The sequence below is a fragment of the Chitinophaga sp. SVR4-12A genome (assembly GCF_056754765.1).
Genome location: NZ_JBPGWP010000001.1, coordinates 5,465,302 through 5,483,012 on the forward strand (window position 1 = coordinate 5,465,302; position 17,711 = coordinate 5,483,012).

Here is a 17,711-nt window from a genome sequence, read left to right on the forward strand (position 1 = left end):
CTATTAAAAGCGTATATAGCCCTTACTGGAACTGATAATTCGTCAATTCCGCGGCGCCTATTTTCTCCTGTTGTCCCGTTTGCAGGTTCTTAATGCTCATATTATTCTCCTGCAGCTCACTCTCACCAATGATCACCACATAGGGGATATCCCTTTTATCTGCATACTTAAACTGTTTATCCATCTTGGCGGCCTCGTGGAAGATTTCCGCTGCAATACCCTTTTCGCGCAGCTGCATCATATAGTTAAAGGCCACGGGCACGCTCTGTTCGCCCATATTAAGGAACAGCACACGGGTAGACTGCTGGGCAGTGGCAGGGAACAGCTGCAGCTCTTCCAGCACATCGTATATACGATCGACACCGAAGGAGATCCCCACGCCTGACAGGCCGGGTAAACCAAACAGGCCGGTGAGATCGTCGTAACGGCCACCGCCGCCAATACTACCCATTTTCACGGAAGGCGGCGCCTTGGCTTCTACGATCATACCAGTATAATAGTTCAATCCGCGGGCCAGGGTCACGTCCACGATGGGAGCGGACTTAAAAGTGGCCAGGCCGCTGTTCAGTACAAATGATAACTCTTCAATGCCTTTTTGTGCAGTCACGGAAGCCTGCAACAACACCTGCAATTGCTGTAGCTTTTCATCGTTGCTTCCATCAATACGGAGAAAATTGTTGACAATCTCCACATCTTGCTGGCTGAGTCCGCGATTCAATAACTCTTGTTGTACGCCTTCAATACCTATTTTATCCAGCTTATCAATGGAGATGGTAATGTCCGTCAACAGTTCGGGTTTTCCGATCAGTTCTGCCAGTCCGCTTAGTATCTTACGGTTGTTCACACGTACTTCGTAGCCCTGCAGGCCCAGCTTAGAAAATACCCGGTCGTAGATCATCAGCAGCTCCACTTCATTCAGCAAGGAATTGCTGCCCACCACATCTGCATCACATTGATAGAACTCACGGTAGCGGCCTCTTTGCGGGTTGTCTGCCCTCCATACCGGCTGCATCTGGTAGCGCTTGAAAGGCAGGGCCAGTTCATGCTGCTTCATCACCACAAAGCGGGCAAAGGGTATGGTAAGGTCATAGCGCAGGGCCTTCTCACATATCAGGGTGGCCAGCTCTTTGCTGTCCTTGGCCATCTGGGCCTGGCCCAGTATATCGCCGTTGTTCAGTATTTTAAAGATCAGTTTATCGCCTTCTTCTCCATATTTTCCGGTCAGTGTGCTCAGGTTCTCCATGGCTGGTGTTTCCAGCGGCTGGAAGCCAAAGAGCTCAAATGTTTCGCGGATGGTCTGGAAGATGTAGTTCCGTTTTCTTACCACCGCTGGTCCGAAATCGCGTGTACCCTTGGGAATGCTGGGTTTTATCATAATTAATAATTAACAATTAATAGTTAATAATACAGGAAGCATCCAATAAATAATGAATAACAGGAAAATAATTGGTGGCGCTCAGTACACCAGAAACGGCAACATTTGTCAGCAAGACACTCAATTATTAATGCTTAATTATTCATTATTAATTATGGCAGCGCATGCCTTGTATATCATATTATATACCGGTTCAAACAATGCATCATCATACCAGGGATCCGGTACTTCCTGCTGGTTGGCCAGCAGCAGCTGCACTTTCTGTTTGTCGGCTTCACTACGGGCTTTTCGCAGCACGTCGCGGTAATTGTCCAGGTCCATTACATAGATCCTGTCAAAATTATCAAAGTCTGCTGTGGAGAATTGCCGTCCCCGCAGTTGGGAAATATCCACCCCATGACGTTTGCCCACCTTTACAGAGCGATGGTCCGGCGGATCGCCGATATGCCAGCTCCCGGTGCCAGCTGAATCAATTTGCCAGTCTAATCCTTTCTGTTGCGCCAGGTGCCGTAAAATACCCTCTGCCAACGGAGAGCGGCAGATATTACCCAGGCATACCATTAATATTCTCATCGTATATGTTTGTTGCCCGGCTCAGGCAAGAGGCCATTACTGTCCGCACCGGCCATACCGGGACCGCAAACCTACAAGATTTTTACGGGAACTGCATATATGGAAAATAGACTGGTGAAGCATCTATATAATCAAACAGCTGCAAGTAAAGCTGCTTCATTAACAGTATCTTAACAACTCCGTTAACGACTGATAAATATATGATCCAGGAAATATTACGGAAAGTTGCAGGGCTGAAGAAGCGGCAGCACAGGCTGTTTGAGCATACCTGTCCACTGTTTTTTTAACATTCTTCTAAGTTCAGGTATGCAAGATTGAAGAATTTTTTTTTTATACTTGTAATTTACTAACAATGCTAATGCAACAGGAAAGGTCAAGCAAGCGACGGATAGCGGTACAATACCGTCCGCTGGGGGAATTGATAAGAGGAATATTCTTTGTGCTCTTTGGACTATTTGCGTTCTTTGGTGAAAAACTGGGGTTAGGCAATTTTCAAATGTCTCCTCTGGTGATGAGTATCTTTGGTGGAATACTGATAGCATATGGGTTGTTTCGTATATACAGGGGCGTTAGACATTTAACAACAGACAAACGAACAACAGACGATTAACTAACCGGAGGAGCTACACCATGTTATCAAAACTCGTAAACCACAAGGCGGCGTGGCTGCTATTGCTGACTATAGGCTTGTTCTCATGTAAGAGCGGCAGTCAGGATCAGTCCTATGATACGCCCACATCAGGAACAATTCGTATCAGTGTAGACGAAACCTTTGAGCCGCTCATAGAGGCGGAGATCAAGGTGTTCCAGTCCCTGTATCCTAAAACACACATCATTGCGGAATACAAACCGGAATCAGAATGTTTTAAGGATCTGTTGAATGACAGTGCACGACTCGTGATCGTGACACGCAGCTTCAACGATAAGGAGAAGGAGTATTTCAAACAGCTCAAGATCGCTCCGCAGAGTATGCTGCTGGCCTGGGACGCGGCGGCGCTTATTGTCAATCATGAAAATGCCGACTCTATACTTACTATGGACCAGGTACGGCATATTATGGATGGCACCGATAAGGAACGTAACTGGCAGCTGGTATTCGACAACGAAAATTCCAGCACAGTAAGGTTCATACGTGATTCCATTAACAAAGGAAAACCATTGCCTGCCAACACCATGGCGGCAAAGACCAATCCTGAAGTAGTGGATTATGTAACAAAGAATAAAAGCGCTATTGGTGTGATCGGCGTGAACTGGATCTCCGATCCGGAAGATTCTACCAGTATCGAATTCACCAGCAAGGTGAGCGTGGTGAAGGTACGCGCCGACTACGGATCAGAATTTGTAAAGCCTTACCAGGCATATATCGCCACTGGCTCTTACCCGCTCAAGAGAGGGGTGTTCTTTTGCCTGAAAGAGCCATACCGGGGGTTAGGCACAGGATTTGTAACCTTCCTCGGCAGTTATGAAGGCCAATTGGTGATTAAAAAGTTCAGGCTCTTCCCTGCAAGGATCAACGCCGTGTTCAGGGAAGCAAAGTTGCAATAAGATTATTGCAACAGGAATAACATAGCAAAAAACAACACAACACATAACAACACAACTAAAACCAGATTGCTCATGAACAGACGGAAAAGCTTAATTGTAGCATTGCTGTGCGTCGCGAATGGCGTTATGGCCCAATCTGTAGAAGATGGATTAAAAGACATGTATTATGGCAAGTACCAATCTGCCAAGCAAACTTTTGAGAAAGTGATCGCATCCAAACCGGATGATAGAGCATATTATTACCTGGGTCTGGCTGAGCTGAACCTGGAAAATAAAGATGCCGCTGCTGCTACCTTCCAGAAAGGTCTGACAGCTGTACCGAACTCTCCTTTGCTGCAGGCTGCGATGGGTCGTATAGACCTGATCAACGGGAATGCCGCCGCTGCAAAGCAGAAATTTGAAGCAGCCAGCACTGCTACCGAAGGCCGTAATGGCGACGTAGCCCGTGCCATCGCAGACGCCAACACCTCAATAAAAGGCGGTGACCGCGGTTATGCGTTGACGGTAATGGAGAAACTGCTGAACAACGAAGGCCGTAAAAAGAAAGAACAGTATACTGCTACCGCAGCAGACTATATTGAACTGGGCGACGCTTACCGCGTACTGGGTGGCGAGAACGGAGGTAAAGCCATCACCACCTACGAAAAAGCCCTGGAACTGGAACCCAACAACGCAGAAGCTATTATGAAGCAAGGTTTGGTGAATTACAACGCCAAACTGTTACAGGAAGCTGTAACCGACTGGACCAAAGCAGTAACCACCGACCCGAAATATGCTCCCGCATATTTTGAGCTGTTCGAGTTCTACATCACTCCCAAGAAGAACCAACTCTCCTGGGATAAAGCAGCCGAGTACCTCCAGAAATATATGGAAGTAGGCGATCCTGCCGACAAACTGAAAAATGAATACTACCTGGCTGCTATCTCTTTCTACAAGAAAGACTACGATGCAGCCATCAATAAAGCTAAATCAGTAATGCCCCAGGCTACTGACGAAGCTAACAAAGGCAAGTTTACCCGCCTGTTAGCCGATGCTTATCTGCAGAAAGGCGATTCCCTGAACGCTAAAACAACTATGGACGAGTATGTGAAAGGCGTTGGTGATGCCAAGCTGCAGCCTAATGACTTCAAGCTGCTGAGCGAGATCTATGGCCGTCTGAAGATCAAAGATTCCGCCCAGGCTGCCGTGAATGATTCTTTGGCTTCTTACTACCTGGAGAAATATGCTTCGCTGGACACTACCAAAGACGTAGACCACTACCGCGAAGTAGCCGATAAATTCAAATCACTGCGCGATTATGACCGCGCTGCTGAATGGTACGGCAAGCTCACTACTGATTTCACTGATGAGCAGAACAGCGGTAAGATCCAGGACTATTTCTGGAAAGGCACCATGGAGATCTATGCTAACAAACCTAAAGACGCAGACTCTACCTTCGGTACTTTCGTACAGAAATATCCTAACCAGGAAGCGCTGGGCTTATACTGGAGAGGCCGCGCCAACATGCTGAACGATAAGGAAGCTAAAGAAGGCGCTGCAGTGCCTTACTTCCAGAAATTCTTCGAAGTAGGCGGCGAATCAAAAGTGAAACCCAACCTGCTGATGTATCCTTATCAATACATGATGATATATTACTATAACAAAGAAGATAAGGATAACCTGAAAACCTGGATGGACAAGGTACTGTCCCTGAATCCTAACGATCCTGCTGCCAAGCAGATCCAGGAGAACCTGGCCAGCACCGCTAAAAGTGCTCCTAAAGCAGGCGCTAAGTCCGGCGGCCAGAACCAGAATAAGAAATAAGCTATTCTCAGCAATAAACCTGGAAGGGGAGTGCTCTATGAGCGCTCCCCTTTTTATTTAACGTTTTAATAGTTCCGGATCATGCGAATTTTCGGTATATTTAGTATAAGTGCAAAAAGAAAAAGGGACAAACTGGTTATTCTAAAAAATCAGAAAGCGCATGAGACAGTTAATCATGATTGCAGCCTTGCTTGGCATTGCAAATGGCTTATTGGCCCAATCCATTGAAGATGGTTTGAAAGACCTCTACTACGACAAATATCAATCCGCCAAGCAGACTTTCGAAAAGATCGTTGCTTCCAAACCCGATGAAAGGGCATATTACTACCTCGGTATGGCAGAACTGGGCCTGGAAAACACCGCCGGCGCAGCTGCCGCCTTCCAGAAAGGCATGCAGGCATTACCTTCTTCCCCCTTATTGCAGGTGGGAATGGGGCGTATAGACCTGATCAACGGCAATGCAGCAGCAGCTAAACAGAAATTCGAATCCGCCAGCCTGGCTACCCAGGGCACCAACGCCGAGGTGGCCCGCGCCATTGCAGACGCCAATACCGAAGTGAAAGGCGGTGATCGCGGATACGCGTTAAGCGTTATGCAGAAACTGCTGAATCTGAACGGCGACACTAAGGCGAAAAAGAAATACACACCCGTTGCAGCAGACTATATCGAACTAGGCGATGCCTATCGCCTGCTGGGAGGAGAAAATGGCGGTAAAGCCATCTCCACTTACGAAAAAGCACTGGAGCTGGAACCCAACCGTGCTGAGGCTGTTATGAAACAAGGGCTGGTGAACTACAATGCCAGGTTGCTGCAGGAAGCAGTGAACGACTGGACAAAGGCTACCACCATGGACCCCAACTACGGCCCCGCATATTACGAGCTGTACCAGTTCTATATCACCCCCACCAAGAACACCTTCTCCCTTGAAAACGCTGCCAAATTCCTGCAGCGTTACATGGAAGTGGTGGGTACAGGCGCCGGTCAGCTGGAAAATGAATATAACCTGGCAGCCATCTCCTTCTATAAGAAGGATTATGACGCGGCCATCAATAAAGCCCAAAGCGTAATACCGCAGGCAAATGATGCCTATAAAGGCAAATTCACCCGCCTTATAGCAGATGCTTACCTGCAGAAGGGTGATTCCCTGAACGCCCGGAAGACCATGGATGATTATGTAAAGACAGTACCGCCCGAAAAACTGGAGCTGAACGACTATAAGATGTTAAGTAACATCTACACCCGTTTAAAATCCTCAGATTCTGCCCAGCAGGCCGCCATCAATAAACAGGGACTGGTGTACCTGGAGAAATATGCAGAAGCAGATACCACCAGGGACGTGACCCGCTACGAAGACGTGGCCAAGGCCTATGCCAATGCAGAAGCCTTTGATAAGGCTGCCGACTGGTATAAGCGCGTGATCGACATCAAGACCGAGATGAAGGAAACGCCCACTGCGGTAGACTATTATAACGTAGGTCAGAACTATTTCCGGGCAGCTGGTAGCCAGGCTCCGCTGGACACAGTAATGCTGAACAAGGCTGATTCTGCCTTTGGCGTCCTTGCGGAGAAGTTTCCTGACATTACGACGGGGCATTACTGGCGGGGCTACGTGAACGCCGCCAAGGACGAATTGGCGAAAACAGGGGCTGCCGTCCCTTATTTTGAGAAATACCTGGCCATGGCAGAAGGAGACCCGGGCAAGAACAAAGTAGGCCTGGTAAGGGCTTATACCTACATTATGGTGTATTACTATAATAAAGACGATAAAACCAACCTGCAGACCTACATGAACAAGCTGCTGGCCATTGATCCCAGCAACCAGACGGTAAAACAGATCAAGGAAAACCTGTCAAATAGTAATAAATCGCAGTCCAAACCGGGCTCTGGCGGCCGCTCAAACCAGAATAACCGCCAATAGCAGGCATATTTTAACGATATTATAACAGTTACTAACCCCGGTATACCACCGGGGTTTTTTAATTCCCGTCTGGTAAAAAAAGATAATATTTTAGCGCTTCATAGATTTGTATTTTGCCGTTTGTTACAGTATTTTTGCACATTCGCGAGAACGTTTTATTGGGAAGCTTATGTTTTTAGACACTGAACTTTTGTCAGCAACTACCACTCCTTTTAGTTATTTCCCTATTGTATTGCAGCTGATCGCTGCGCTGGGATTTGTTGGCATTACGATGGTGGCCACCCACTATCTGGGCCCGAAACGCAAAACCAGCGACAAACTTATTAACTTTGAAAGCGGAATTGAACAGGTCGGGAATGCAAGGCAACCCGTTGCCATCAAATATTTCCTGACTGCCATTTTGTTTGTTCTGTTCGACGTGGAGGTGATCTTCTTCTATCCTTATGCGGTTAATTTTAAGGAATTGGGATGGGACGGATTCCTGGCCATGCTGATGTTTGTGGCATTCTTTATGGGTGGTTTCTTCTATATCATCAAAAAGGGCGCCCTGAAGTGGGAAGATTAGGGAGCAGCATGCTGCTATTGTAAACGTATAAAATACTTTGGAGGCTTAATATATGGCACGTCCGGTTCAATTTAATGAGAAGGTGAAGATGGTGGAAGTACCGAAAGGTTATTCCGGTGAGGGGTTCTTTGCCACTACTTTCGACAAGGCGATTGGCGCCGCGCGGAAGAACTCTATCTGGCCCTTGCCATTCGCTACTTCCTGCTGTGGTATCGAATTCATGGCTACAGCAGCATCCCACTATGACCTGGCCAGGTTTGGCGCTGAGCGTATGGCGTTTACGCCCCGCCAGTGTGACCTGCTGATGGTAATGGGAACGATCGCTAAGAAAATGGGCCCTGTACTGCGCCAGGTATACCTGCAAATGGCTGAGCCCCGCTGGGTGATCGCCGTTGGCGCCTGCGCTTGTAGCGGTGGTGTATTTGATACTTATTCCGTATTACAGGGTATCGACCAGGTAATACCGGTGGATGTTTACGTTCCAGGTTGCCCTCCCAGGCCGGAAGCAATCCTGGACGGGTTTATGAGGATACAGGAGCTGGTAGGCCAGGAAAGCCTGCGCCGCCGCCACTCCGAGAGGTACAAGGACTTGATGAACAGTTACGGTATCCAGTAATCGCCCACAACATAAAATTTAAACTAAAATCGTGATGTCTTTGACAAACGACTATATAAAGCAAAGATTGGTTGAAAAGTTTGGAGAGGAATTGACCAGTTTCGAAGAACCGTTTGGAATATTGTCCTTTGCCGCACCGGCCGCCCTCAACCTGAAAGTAATGCAGTTCCTGTACGATGATGAGGAACTGCAATTCCGTTTTCTGACCGACCTTACTGCCGTGCACTACCCCCACCAGGCGGGTGCTGAGCTGGCAGTAGTTTACCACCTTTATAACTTCCGCGAAAAAGTAAGGCTGCGTTTGAAGATCTTCGTCCCTGTTGCAGCCCCTAAGGTATTTACAGCAACTAAATTATTTGAGTCTGCCAACTGGATGGAAAGAGAAACCTACGACTTCTTTGGTGTTGAATTCGTAGGCCACCCTAACCTGAAACGTATCCTGAACGTAGATGAAATGACATATTTCCCGATGCGTAAGGAATTTCCGCTGGAAGACCAGACCCGCGTTGACAAGGATGACGAGATGTTTGGACGCTAAATAAATTAACAATTAATAATTAATAATTAAGTAATTGGCAAATCAGGCAGGCATACCACTGGCATACAGGCTGTCCAATTATTAATTATTAATTCTTCATTACTCATTGACAATGGAGCAGCCACATATAAACCTGCCGCAAGGCTCTATAGAAAAGCAAACCACCACGCTGAACCTGGGTCCTACACACCCTGCTACCCACGGTGTGTTCCAGAATATCCTGGAAATGGACGGAGAACGTGTGGTGAATTCCGAATCTACCGTAGGGTACATTCACCGCGCATTTGAAAAAATAGCGGAACGCCGTCCCTACTACCAGATCACACCTTTAACAGACCGTCTTAACTACTGCTCTGCCCCCATCAACAATATGGGCTGGCATCTGACAGTGGAAAAGCTGTTGGGCATCAAAACACCCAAGCGTGTTGACTATCTCCGTGTGATCATCATGGAGCTGGCCCGCATTACAGATCACCTGATCTGTAATGGTGTGGTAGGGGTAGATACCGGCGCTTTTACGGGCTTCCTCTACCTGATGCAATTCCGCGAGCTGGCATATGAGATCTACGAAGAAGTGTGCGGTTCCCGCTTAACAACTAACATTGGGCGTATCGGCGGTTTTGAAAGAAATTTCACGCCTGCTGCCTTCCAGAAAATAGAGAAATTCCTGGACGGGTTTCCCAAAGCGCTGAAAGAGTTTGAAACACTGATGACGCGTAACCGCATCTTCGTGGAAAGAACCACCGGCGTAGGTCCCATCAGTGCTGAAAGAGCGATGAGCTACGGCTTCACAGGTCCTAACCTGCGTGCTGCAGGCGTGGATTACGATGTACGCGTAGCGCATCCTTACAGCTCTTATGAGGATTTCGAGTTCACGATCCCTGTAGGCTCTACCGGCGATTGTTACGACCGTTATCTGGTGCGTAACGCCGAAATGTGGCAAAGCCTCAGCATCATCCGCCAGGCAATGGACAAGCTGAAAAGCCTGCCTGATGATGTATACCACGCAGATGTACCTGCTTATTACCTGCCGGAAAAGCAGGATGTATATACGAAAATGGAAGCGCTCATCTATCACTTCAAGATCATCATGGGCGAATCTGATATACTGCCGGGTGAGCTGTACAACGCTGTAGAAGGCGCCAACGGCGAGCTGGGTTTCTACCTCATCAGCGATGGCGGCCGCAGCCCGTACCGCCTGCATTTCAGGCGCCCCTGCTTCATATACTATCAGGCCTATCCTGAACTGGTGAAAGGCGCCATGCTGAGCGATGCCATTATTTGTCTGAGCAGCCTGAATTTGATAGCCGGAGAGCTGGACGCATAAAGAAGAATAAAGAACTGTTATGATTCAATTTTCAGAAGAGAAACTGAATAAAGTAAAAGAGATCATCGCACGCTATCCCGACGGGAAACAGAAAAGCGCGCTGATACCGCTGCTGCACCTGGCGCAGGAGGAGTTTGGGGGCTGGCTCAGCCCGGAGACCATGGACTACGTGGCCTCCCTGCTGCAGATCACGCCGATTGAAGTGTATGAGGTAGCAACCTTTTACAGCATGTTCAACATGAAGCCTGTGGGCAAATACCTGTTCGAGGTTTGCCAGACTGGCCCCTGTATGCTGAACGGCTCCGATCAGATCATTGAATATATAAAGAAGAAACTGGGTATTGGAGTGGGAGAGACCACCGCCGACGGCCTCTTTACCCTTAAAACGGTAGAATGCCTTGGCGCCTGCGGATACGCCCCCATGATGCAGTTAGGCAAACATTTCCGCGAACATCTGACCCCTGAAAAGGTAGACGCGATCATTGCCGAATGCAGGGCGAAAGCTAACTAACCAACCTGAATAACTATGGGACGCAAACTACTTTTAGACAAAGCACATATTGAGAATATCCGGTATTACAATACATACCGGGCTAATGGAGGTTATGCCGCAGCAGAGAAGGTGTTCAAAAGCATGAGCCCTGAGCAGGTGGTAGAAGAGGTGAAGAAGAGCGGTCTTCGTGGCCGTGGAGGCGCAGGCTTCCCCACCGGTATGAAATGGAGCTTCCTGGCTAAACCCGAAGGAGTGCCCCGCTACCTGGTATGCAACGCAGATGAATCAGAACCGGGTACTTTCAAAGACCGTTACCTCATGGAGTTCCTGCCCCATCTGCTGATAGAAGGGTTGCTGATCTCCAGCTTCGCACTAGGGTCAAACCGTACTTACATCTACATCCGCGGCGAATACGCCTGGATCCCCGATATACTGGAAGAAGCCATCGCAGAAGCCAAACAGAACGGCTGGCTGGGTAAGAACATCCAGGGCACCGGCTTCGACCTGGAAATATATGTACAACGCGGCGCCGGCGCTTATATCTGCGGTGAAGAAACTGCATTGATAGAATCGCTGGAAGGTAAACGCGGTAATCCCCGTATCAAGCCTCCTTTCCCCGCTGTAAAAGGTTTGTGGCAATGCCCTACTGTGGTGAACAACGTGGAAACACTGGCTGCCGTAGTGCCTATCATCAATATAGGCGGCGAGGAATACGCCAAAATTGGTATCGGTAAATCAACCGGTACCAAGCTCATTTCCGCCTGCGGCAACATCAACAAGCCGGGCGTATATGAGATCGAAATGAACATCACTGTAGAAGAATTCATTTATTCTGACGAATATTGCGGCGGCATCGCCAATGGCAAACGCCTGAAAGCCTGCATCCCCGGCGGATCTTCCGTACCCATCCTGCCCACTAACCTGCTGCTGAAAACAGCGAAAGGTGAAGCCCGTATGATGACCTACGAAGGATTGAACGACGGCGGTTTTGCTACCGGCTCTATGATGGGCTCCGGCGGCTTTATCGTGCTGGATGAAGATCAGTGCGTGGTACGCCATACCTTGTCACTGGCCCGCTTCTATCATCATGAAAGCTGTGGACAGTGTAGCCCTTGCCGTGAGGGCACCGGCTGGATGAAACGCGTGCTGACCAATATTGAGAATGGCAAAGGAAAAATGAGTGATATAGACCTGCTGTGGGATATACAACGTAAGATCGAAGGTAACACCATCTGTCCGCTGGGCGATGCTGCGGCCTGGCCAGTGGCAGCCGCCATCCGTCACTTCCGTGACGAATTCGAATGGCATGTGCTGAACCCGGACGAGTGTCTGAAACGTAATTATGGAATTGCACATTACGCAGATCCCTTACCAGTGGCTGCCGCTGCAGTATAATGCCACAGCTCTAAAAAAATAAACATGGCTGAAGAAAAGAAACTATTCAAGGTCAAGATCGATAATATCTCTGTGGAAGTGGAGCCCGGCACCACCATCCTCAATGCTGCCCGTCAGATAGGAGGAGATATTGTGCCGCCGGCGATGTGCTATTATTCGAAATTACAGGGCAGCGGTGGTAAATGCCGTACCTGCCTGGTGAAAGTTACCAAAGGCTCTGAGGCAGATCCCCGCCCTATGCCCAAACTGGTGGCCAGCTGCCGTACTACCGTAATGGATGGTATGGAAGTGGCCAACATCACTTCTCCCGAAGTACAGGATGCACGCAAAGGTGTAGTGGAATTCCTGCTGCTGAACCATCCGCTGGATTGCCCCATCTGCGATCAGGCAGGCGAATGCTCCCTGCAGGACCTGGGCTATGAGCACGGTGCAGACGGTACCCGCTACGAATTCAAACGCCGCACTTTCGACCAGATAGATATTGGCGATAATATCAAGCTGCACATGACGCGTTGCATTCTCTGCTACCGTTGCGTGTACACCGCTGATCAGCTGACCAACAGGCGCGAGCACGGTGTGCTGGGCCGTGGTGAGCATGCGGAGATAGGCACTTATATCCAGAAGGCGCTGGACAATGACTTCATCGGTAACGTGATCGATGTATGCCCCGTAGGCGCCCTGACTGATAGAACATTCCGTTTCAAGAACCGTGTATGGTTCCTGAAACCAGTGGACGCACATCGTCATTGCGACAAATGCTGCGGTAAGACCGTACTGTGGATGCGTGGCGACGAGATCTTCCGCGTAACCGCCCGTAAGGACAAATACGGTGAAGTAGAAGAGTTCATCTGCGATACCTGCCGCTTCGATACCAAAGAGGTAAAAGACTGGACCATCGAAGGCCCCCGTAAGATAGACCGCCACAGCGTTATCTCACAGGGTCACTACGTGGGCACCGTGAAGCCGAAAGAAACCATCACAGAAGTACTGGATGGCCGTCAGCCGAAACTGCTGATGGACATACACAGCGTCAGTGAAGTGAACCGGCCGGGCATAGAACTGTCTAAAATAGACGGGCCTGCGCATTCGGATGATTTTAAAGTTAATGGGCAACATTCGTAATTGATTAATTCGTAATTCCTAATAGAAGATATGGCTATAGACTGGTTCTTTATACTGGAAAAGCTGGTGCTGATCTCAGGCGTGCTGGCGCTGTCGCTGATAGTGGCAATGTACTCCACCTGGGGAGAAAGAAAGGTAGCAGCCATCATACAGGACAGGCGCGGTCCTAACCGGGCAGGTTTTATGGGGCTTTTACAACCGCTGGCAGATGGCGGCAAGCTCTTTTTCAAAGAAGGATCATCCCCGGTACCGCTAACCGTTTCCTGTTTATTATGGGCCCCTCGCTCGCCATGCTGGTGGCCTGTATGACCAGCGCCGTAATACCCTGGGGCGATACCCTTACCATTGCAGGTAAAGAGATCTCCCTGCAGGTGGCAGATATCAATATAGGCATCCTGTATATTTTCGGTGTAGTGAGCCTCGGCGTTTATGGCATCATGCTGGGCGGATGGGCTTCCAACAACAAGTATTCATTGCTGGCTTCCGTACGCGCCGCTTCCCAGATCATTTCCTACGAACTGGCGATGGGCCTTTCACTGATAGCCCTGCTGATGCTCACCGGTTCTCTGAGCCTGAAAGACATCGTAGAGCAGCAACGCCATGGCCTCTGGAACATCGTGTACCAGCCCCTTGGCTTCCTCATCTTCATGGTGTGCGCCTTTGCAGAATGTAACCGTACTCCTTTTGACCTTCCCGAAGCAGAGAATGAGCTGAACGGTGGTTATCACCTGGAATACTCTTCCATGAAGCTGGGCTTCTACCTGTTTGCGGAATACATTAACATGTTTATCAGCTCGGCGCTGATGGCAAGCCTCTACTTCGGCGGTTACAGCTTCCCCGGTATGGATAGCCTGGGACTGAGCCCCAACCTGGTGACAATTCTGGGCTTCCTGGCCCTGTTTATAAAGATCATTTGCTTCCTGTTTTTCTTTATGTGGGTACGCTGGACCATACCAAGGTTCCGCTATGACCAGCTGATGCGCCTGGGTTGGAACATTATGATCCCCCTCGCACTGCTGAATATGTTGATTACCGGCGCTATTGTATTATACCGTCAGGGATAGAATAGGAACAATCAAACTAATTATCATGCAAGCATTAACAAACAGAGTTCAACCGGTAGACCGCAAGCCACTGACATTGTGGGAGAGAATGTACCTACCGGCTATTTTTAAAGGGATGCTTATCACGTTCAAGCATATCTTCCAGAAGAAAGCTACCGTGAGCTATCCCGAAGAAAAGCGTCCCTTCAGCCCCGTATTCCGTGGGCTTCATATATTGAACCGTGATGAGGAAGGCCGCGAAAGGTGCACTGCCTGCGGATTATGCGCAGTTGCCTGCCCTGCAGAAGCCATCACCATGGAAGCAGCCGAAAGGAAACCCGGCGAAGAAAACCTGTACCGCGAAGAAAAATACGCGGCCCGGTATGAGATCAATATGCTGCGTTGCATATTCTGCGGATTTTGTGAAGAAGCATGCCCCAAAGACGCCATCTACCTGACAGAAACATTTGCGCCGGCTAACTACCAGCGTAAAGGCTTTATATATGGCAAGGATGACCTGCTGATCCCGGATCCCAAAGCAAAACAAACTGTTTAAAACGCTTATGAGTACGCAACAAATCATTTTCCTGGTCCTCTCGGTAATATCCCTCGTATGCGCCATGGGCGTAATACTGAGTAAGAACCCGGTGTCCAGCGTGTTATGCCTGATACTTACCTTCTTTACAATAGCAGGGCATTATGTAATGCTGAATGCACAGTTCCTCGCAGTAGTGCATATCATCGTATATGCAGGTGCGATCATGGTACTGTTCCTTTTCGTGATCATGTTGATGAACCTGAACGCCGATATTGAACCGCAGAAACGCAACTGGCTGAAATATGCAGGCGCCATCAGTGGCGGTACCCTGCTGGTGATACTGGTAGCCGCTCTTCGCGATGCCAGCATGCCTTCCCTGCAGCGCGGCGCTACTGAAATAGGATTGATCGGCAACCTGGGTAAAACGCTGTTCAACCAATACGTAGTGCCTTTCGAAGTAAGCAGCGTATTGTTCCTGAGTGCAATGGTAGGCGCCGTTGTAATCGGAAAGAAAGAGCACTAACCATCAACGGCTCTTAATTATTAATTCTTAATTATTAATTATTCATTGATACATGCCTGTTCAATACTACATATTCCTTAGCATTGCTTTATTCTGTATAGGTGTAATGGGAGTGCTTATGCGCAGGAACGCCATTATTATCTTCATGTGCATCGAGCTGATGCTGAATGCCGTGAACCTGCTGCTGGTTGCATTCTCGAAAATGTGGGCAGATGCTGGCCGCATAGATGCGGCCGCCGCTCAGATCTTTGTGTTCTTTATCATGGTGGTGGCAGCGGCAGAAGTAGCAGTAGGACTGGCCATTATCGTGATGGTATACAGGAACACGCATTCTGTGGATATCAATATCCTGAACAGACTGAAAAACTGATGCGTTATATAGCAAATCTTAATTTGTAATTCGTAATTCGTAATTCATAAATGATCAATCTCGTTTGGCTGGTACCATTTTTACCATTATTAGGATTCCTGATTAATGGATTAGGAAGGCGATATTTATCGAAATCCCAGGTGGGTATTGTAGGCAGCGGCGTTATACTGGCGGCGTTTGTAGTGAGCCTGCTCATATTCCTGGAGGTAAGGCAGCCCGGATTCGGCGGACAGACAATAGAACTGTTCGACTTTATCTCAGCCGGCAGTCTGCATATACCATTTGCTTTCCAGGTAGACCAGCTGAGTGCACTGTTTCTCCTGATCATTACCGGCGTTGGTTCACTGATCCATATCTACTCCACCGCCTATATGCACGATGAAAGCAATGAAGGCTTCGCCCGTTACTTTGCTTATCTCAACCTCTTCGTGTTCTCCATGCTGTTACTGGTGCTGGGCGCCAACTATGTGCTGATGTTCATTGGATGGGAAGGCGTAGGGCTCTGCTCTTACCTGCTGATCGGGTTCTGGTTCAAGAATACATCTTATAATAATGCTGCCAAGAAAGCCTTTATCATGAACCGTATTGGTAACCTGGGCTTCCTGCTCGGCATTTTCTTCATGATAGTGAATTTTAACAGCGTTACCTTCTCTCATGTATTTGGCGGAGCAAAAGCCATGGGCCTTAACAACGCTACAGTAGCCGCTATCGCCATCTTACTGTTCGTAGGCGCTATGGGTAAATCAGCCCAGATCCCTTTATACACCTGGCTGCCTGATGCGATGGCGGGCCCTACTCCGGTATCTGCGCTGATCCACGCTGCTACGATGGTGACAGCTGGTATCTATATGGTGGCCCGCAGCAATGTGTTGTATTCCCTGGTGCCGCATATCCAGACCGTAGTGGCGATTATTGGCCTGGTGACTGCCCTGCTGGCGGCTTCCATTGCCCTCAAGCAGAATGATATTAAAAAAGTGCTGGCCTATTCTACTGTAAGCCAGCTCGGTTATATGTTCCTGGCCCTGGGCGTAGGCGCTTATACAGCGGCCGTGTTCCACGTAATGACACACGCTTTCTTCAAAGCCCTGTTGTTCCTTGGTTCCGGTTCTGTGATCCACGCGATGGGCGGAGAGCAGGACATCCGTAAGATGGGTGGACTGAAGAAATACATGCCTACCACTCACTGGACATTCCTGGTAGGTTGCCTGGCAATCGCGGGTATCCCTGGTCTGTCTGGCTTCTTCTCTAAAGATGAGATCCTGGCCCACACCTTTGCTGCGAATAAGGTCATGTATGTATTGGCCCTGGCTGGTGCATTGATGACCGCTTTCTATATGTTCCGTTTATACTACATCACTTTCAGCGGCAGCTTCAGAGGTCCGCATGAGCAGGAGCATCATCTGCATGAAAGTCCTGCTGCGATGACCATCCCGCTGGTAATACTGGCCCTGCTGTCTATCGTAGGTGGTTATATCGGCCTGCCGGAAGTGTTTGGGGTAAAACATATGCTGGCAGAATACCTGTCGCCTGTGTTTGCGGGTTCTGCGCCTTTTGCAGAAGCGCATCACCTGGAGCACAGCATGGAATGGATCCTGATGGGCCTCAGCAGCGTGCTGGTGATCATCTTTATATTCATTGCCCGCAGTCAATATGCAAAATATACAGATACAGGTAAAGAGAACACCGGTCTGGCCAAAGTGCTGGAAAACAAGTGGTATGTGGATGAACTGTATGATGCGGTGATCGTAAAGCCCCTGGGCATGTTATCCCGCTTTTTCCAGGATGCACTGGAGAGAAGTGGTATAGACAGGCTGGTGAACGGCGCAGGTCGCGGCGTAACCTGGGGCAGCCAGCAAGCCCGCCGCCTGCAGAACGGCCAGGTAGGCTTCTATGTATTTGCCATGGTAATAGGTATTATCGTATTATTTGTGATAGGATTGTTGTTATAATAGACAAGCGAACGAAAA

16 protein-coding genes and 1 pseudogene are annotated in these 17,711 nt (G+C 48.8%); 15 read left to right on the plus strand and 2 right to left on the minus strand.

Features of this window, described 5'->3' with window-relative positions:
• Window positions 1-22: 22 nt before the first annotated feature.
• On the minus strand, window positions 23-1,375 hold the full coding sequence (gene hisS, locus ACR9Y8_RS22245; protein WP_481215456.1) for a histidine--tRNA ligase: 1,353 nt from the start codon (window positions 1,373-1,375) through the stop codon (window positions 23-25).
• Between the two features lie 138 nt (window positions 1,376-1,513).
• On the minus strand, window positions 1,514-1,948 hold the full coding sequence (locus ACR9Y8_RS22250) for a low molecular weight protein-tyrosine-phosphatase (RefSeq protein ID WP_481215457.1): 435 nt from the start codon (window positions 1,946-1,948) through the stop codon (window positions 1,514-1,516).
• A gap of 630 nt (window positions 1,949-2,578) precedes the next feature.
• On the opposite strand from ACR9Y8_RS22250, the gene ACR9Y8_RS22255 reads away from it, so the two are divergent.
• The 15 genes and pseudogenes from ACR9Y8_RS22255 to nuoL all read left to right on the plus strand — a co-directional run bounded on the left by ACR9Y8_RS22255 (window position 2,579) and on the right by nuoL (window position 17,693).
• Window positions 2,579-3,493: a PstS family phosphate ABC transporter substrate-binding protein gene (locus ACR9Y8_RS22255; RefSeq protein WP_481215458.1), complete on the plus strand. Its 915-nt coding sequence runs from the start codon at window positions 2,579-2,581 to the stop codon at window positions 3,491-3,493.
• A 72-nt stretch (window positions 3,494-3,565) separates the two neighbouring features.
• Window positions 3,566-5,296, plus strand: a complete 1,731-nt coding sequence (locus ACR9Y8_RS22260; RefSeq protein WP_481215459.1) for a tetratricopeptide repeat protein — start codon at window positions 3,566-3,568, stop codon at window positions 5,294-5,296.
• A gap of 160 nt (window positions 5,297-5,456) precedes the next feature.
• Window positions 5,457-7,214: a tetratricopeptide repeat protein gene (locus ACR9Y8_RS22265; RefSeq protein ID WP_481215460.1), complete on the plus strand. Its 1,758-nt coding sequence runs from the start codon at window positions 5,457-5,459 to the stop codon at window positions 7,212-7,214.
• A gap of 190 nt (window positions 7,215-7,404) precedes the next feature.
• The gene (locus ACR9Y8_RS22270) at window positions 7,405-7,779 is read left to right on the plus strand and encodes an NADH-quinone oxidoreductase subunit A (RefSeq protein ID WP_481215461.1); all 375 of its coding nucleotides are present in this window, start codon (window positions 7,405-7,407) and stop codon (window positions 7,777-7,779) included.
• Window positions 7,780-7,831: 52 nt separating this feature from the next.
• Window positions 7,832-8,395 (plus strand): NADH-quinone oxidoreductase subunit B, encoded by a 564-nt coding sequence (locus ACR9Y8_RS22275; protein WP_481215462.1) that lies wholly within the window; start codon window positions 7,832-7,834, stop codon window positions 8,393-8,395.
• Between the two features lie 34 nt (window positions 8,396-8,429).
• Window positions 8,430-8,933 (plus strand): NADH-quinone oxidoreductase subunit C, encoded by a 504-nt coding sequence (locus ACR9Y8_RS22280; protein ID WP_481215463.1) that lies wholly within the window; start codon window positions 8,430-8,432, stop codon window positions 8,931-8,933.
• A gap of 112 nt (window positions 8,934-9,045) precedes the next feature.
• A complete protein-coding gene (locus ACR9Y8_RS22285; protein WP_481215464.1) occupies window positions 9,046-10,260 on the plus strand; it encodes an NADH-quinone oxidoreductase subunit D in 1,215 nt (404 codons plus the stop codon).
• A 19-nt stretch (window positions 10,261-10,279) separates the two neighbouring features.
• Window positions 10,280-10,771, plus strand: a complete 492-nt coding sequence (gene nuoE / locus ACR9Y8_RS22290) for an NADH-quinone oxidoreductase subunit NuoE (protein ID WP_481215465.1) — start codon at window positions 10,280-10,282, stop codon at window positions 10,769-10,771.
• Window positions 10,772-10,786: 15 nt separating this feature from the next.
• Window positions 10,787-12,148 carry an NADH-quinone oxidoreductase subunit NuoF gene (gene nuoF / locus ACR9Y8_RS22295; RefSeq protein ID WP_481215466.1) on the plus strand — a complete coding sequence of 454 codons (1,362 nt, stop codon included), beginning with the start codon at window positions 10,787-10,789 and terminating at the stop codon, window positions 12,146-12,148.
• 24 nt (window positions 12,149-12,172) lie between these two features.
• On the plus strand, window positions 12,173-13,270 hold the full coding sequence (locus ACR9Y8_RS22300) for an NADH-quinone oxidoreductase subunit G (RefSeq protein ID WP_481215467.1): 1,098 nt from the start codon (window positions 12,173-12,175) through the stop codon (window positions 13,268-13,270).
• A gap of 108 nt (window positions 13,271-13,378) precedes the next feature.
• A pseudogene (gene nuoH, locus ACR9Y8_RS22305) lies at window positions 13,379-14,334 on the plus strand (NADH-quinone oxidoreductase subunit NuoH).
• A 25-nt stretch (window positions 14,335-14,359) separates the two neighbouring features.
• Window positions 14,360-14,869 (plus strand): NADH-quinone oxidoreductase subunit NuoI, encoded by a 510-nt coding sequence (gene nuoI, locus ACR9Y8_RS22310; protein WP_481215468.1) that lies wholly within the window; start codon window positions 14,360-14,362, stop codon window positions 14,867-14,869.
• A gap of 7 nt (window positions 14,870-14,876) precedes the next feature.
• Entirely contained in the window at window positions 14,877-15,374 is a 498-nt protein-coding gene (locus ACR9Y8_RS22315) for an NADH-quinone oxidoreductase subunit J family protein (RefSeq protein ID WP_481215469.1), read from the plus strand.
• Window positions 15,375-15,426: 52 nt separating this feature from the next.
• Window positions 15,427-15,744 carry an NADH-quinone oxidoreductase subunit NuoK gene (nuoK, locus tag ACR9Y8_RS22320; RefSeq protein WP_149841774.1) on the plus strand — a complete coding sequence of 106 codons (318 nt, stop codon included), beginning with the start codon at window positions 15,427-15,429 and terminating at the stop codon, window positions 15,742-15,744.
• 50 nt (window positions 15,745-15,794) lie between these two features.
• Complete coding sequence (gene nuoL / locus ACR9Y8_RS22325) at window positions 15,795-17,693, plus strand: NADH-quinone oxidoreductase subunit L (RefSeq protein ID WP_481215470.1); 1,899 nt, start codon at window positions 15,795-15,797, stop codon at window positions 17,691-17,693.
• Window positions 17,694-17,711: the final 18 nt, after the last annotated feature.

What these genes read in the sequence shown, in the direction of transcription:
- hisS (WP_481215456.1), bottom strand. Translation starts at nt 1,375, where the DNA reads ATGATAAAACCCAGCATTCCCAAGGGTACACGCGATTTCGGACCAGCG.
- ACR9Y8_RS22250 (WP_481215457.1), bottom strand. Translation starts at nt 1,948, where the DNA reads ATGAGAATATTAATGGTATGCCTGGGTAATATCTGCCGCTCTCCGTTG.
- ACR9Y8_RS22255 (WP_481215458.1), top strand. Translation starts at nt 2,579, where the DNA reads ATGTTATCAAAACTCGTAAACCACAAGGCGGCGTGGCTGCTATTGCTG.
- ACR9Y8_RS22260 (WP_481215459.1), top strand. Translation starts at nt 3,566, where the DNA reads ATGAACAGACGGAAAAGCTTAATTGTAGCATTGCTGTGCGTCGCGAAT.
- ACR9Y8_RS22265 (WP_481215460.1), top strand. Translation starts at nt 5,457, where the DNA reads ATGAGACAGTTAATCATGATTGCAGCCTTGCTTGGCATTGCAAATGGC.
- ACR9Y8_RS22275 (WP_481215462.1), top strand. Translation starts at nt 7,832, where the DNA reads ATGGCACGTCCGGTTCAATTTAATGAGAAGGTGAAGATGGTGGAAGTA.
- ACR9Y8_RS22280 (WP_481215463.1), top strand. Translation starts at nt 8,430, where the DNA reads ATGTCTTTGACAAACGACTATATAAAGCAAAGATTGGTTGAAAAGTTT.
- ACR9Y8_RS22285 (WP_481215464.1), top strand. Translation starts at nt 9,046, where the DNA reads ATGGAGCAGCCACATATAAACCTGCCGCAAGGCTCTATAGAAAAGCAA.
- nuoE (WP_481215465.1), top strand. Translation starts at nt 10,280, where the DNA reads ATGATTCAATTTTCAGAAGAGAAACTGAATAAAGTAAAAGAGATCATC.
- nuoF (WP_481215466.1), top strand. Translation starts at nt 10,787, where the DNA reads ATGGGACGCAAACTACTTTTAGACAAAGCACATATTGAGAATATCCGG.
- ACR9Y8_RS22300 (WP_481215467.1), top strand. Translation starts at nt 12,173, where the DNA reads ATGGCTGAAGAAAAGAAACTATTCAAGGTCAAGATCGATAATATCTCT.
- nuoI (WP_481215468.1), top strand. Translation starts at nt 14,360, where the DNA reads ATGCAAGCATTAACAAACAGAGTTCAACCGGTAGACCGCAAGCCACTG.
- ACR9Y8_RS22315 (WP_481215469.1), top strand. Translation starts at nt 14,877, where the DNA reads ATGAGTACGCAACAAATCATTTTCCTGGTCCTCTCGGTAATATCCCTC.
- nuoK (WP_149841774.1), top strand. Translation starts at nt 15,427, where the DNA reads ATGCCTGTTCAATACTACATATTCCTTAGCATTGCTTTATTCTGTATA.
- nuoL (WP_481215470.1), top strand. Translation starts at nt 15,795, where the DNA reads ATGATCAATCTCGTTTGGCTGGTACCATTTTTACCATTATTAGGATTC.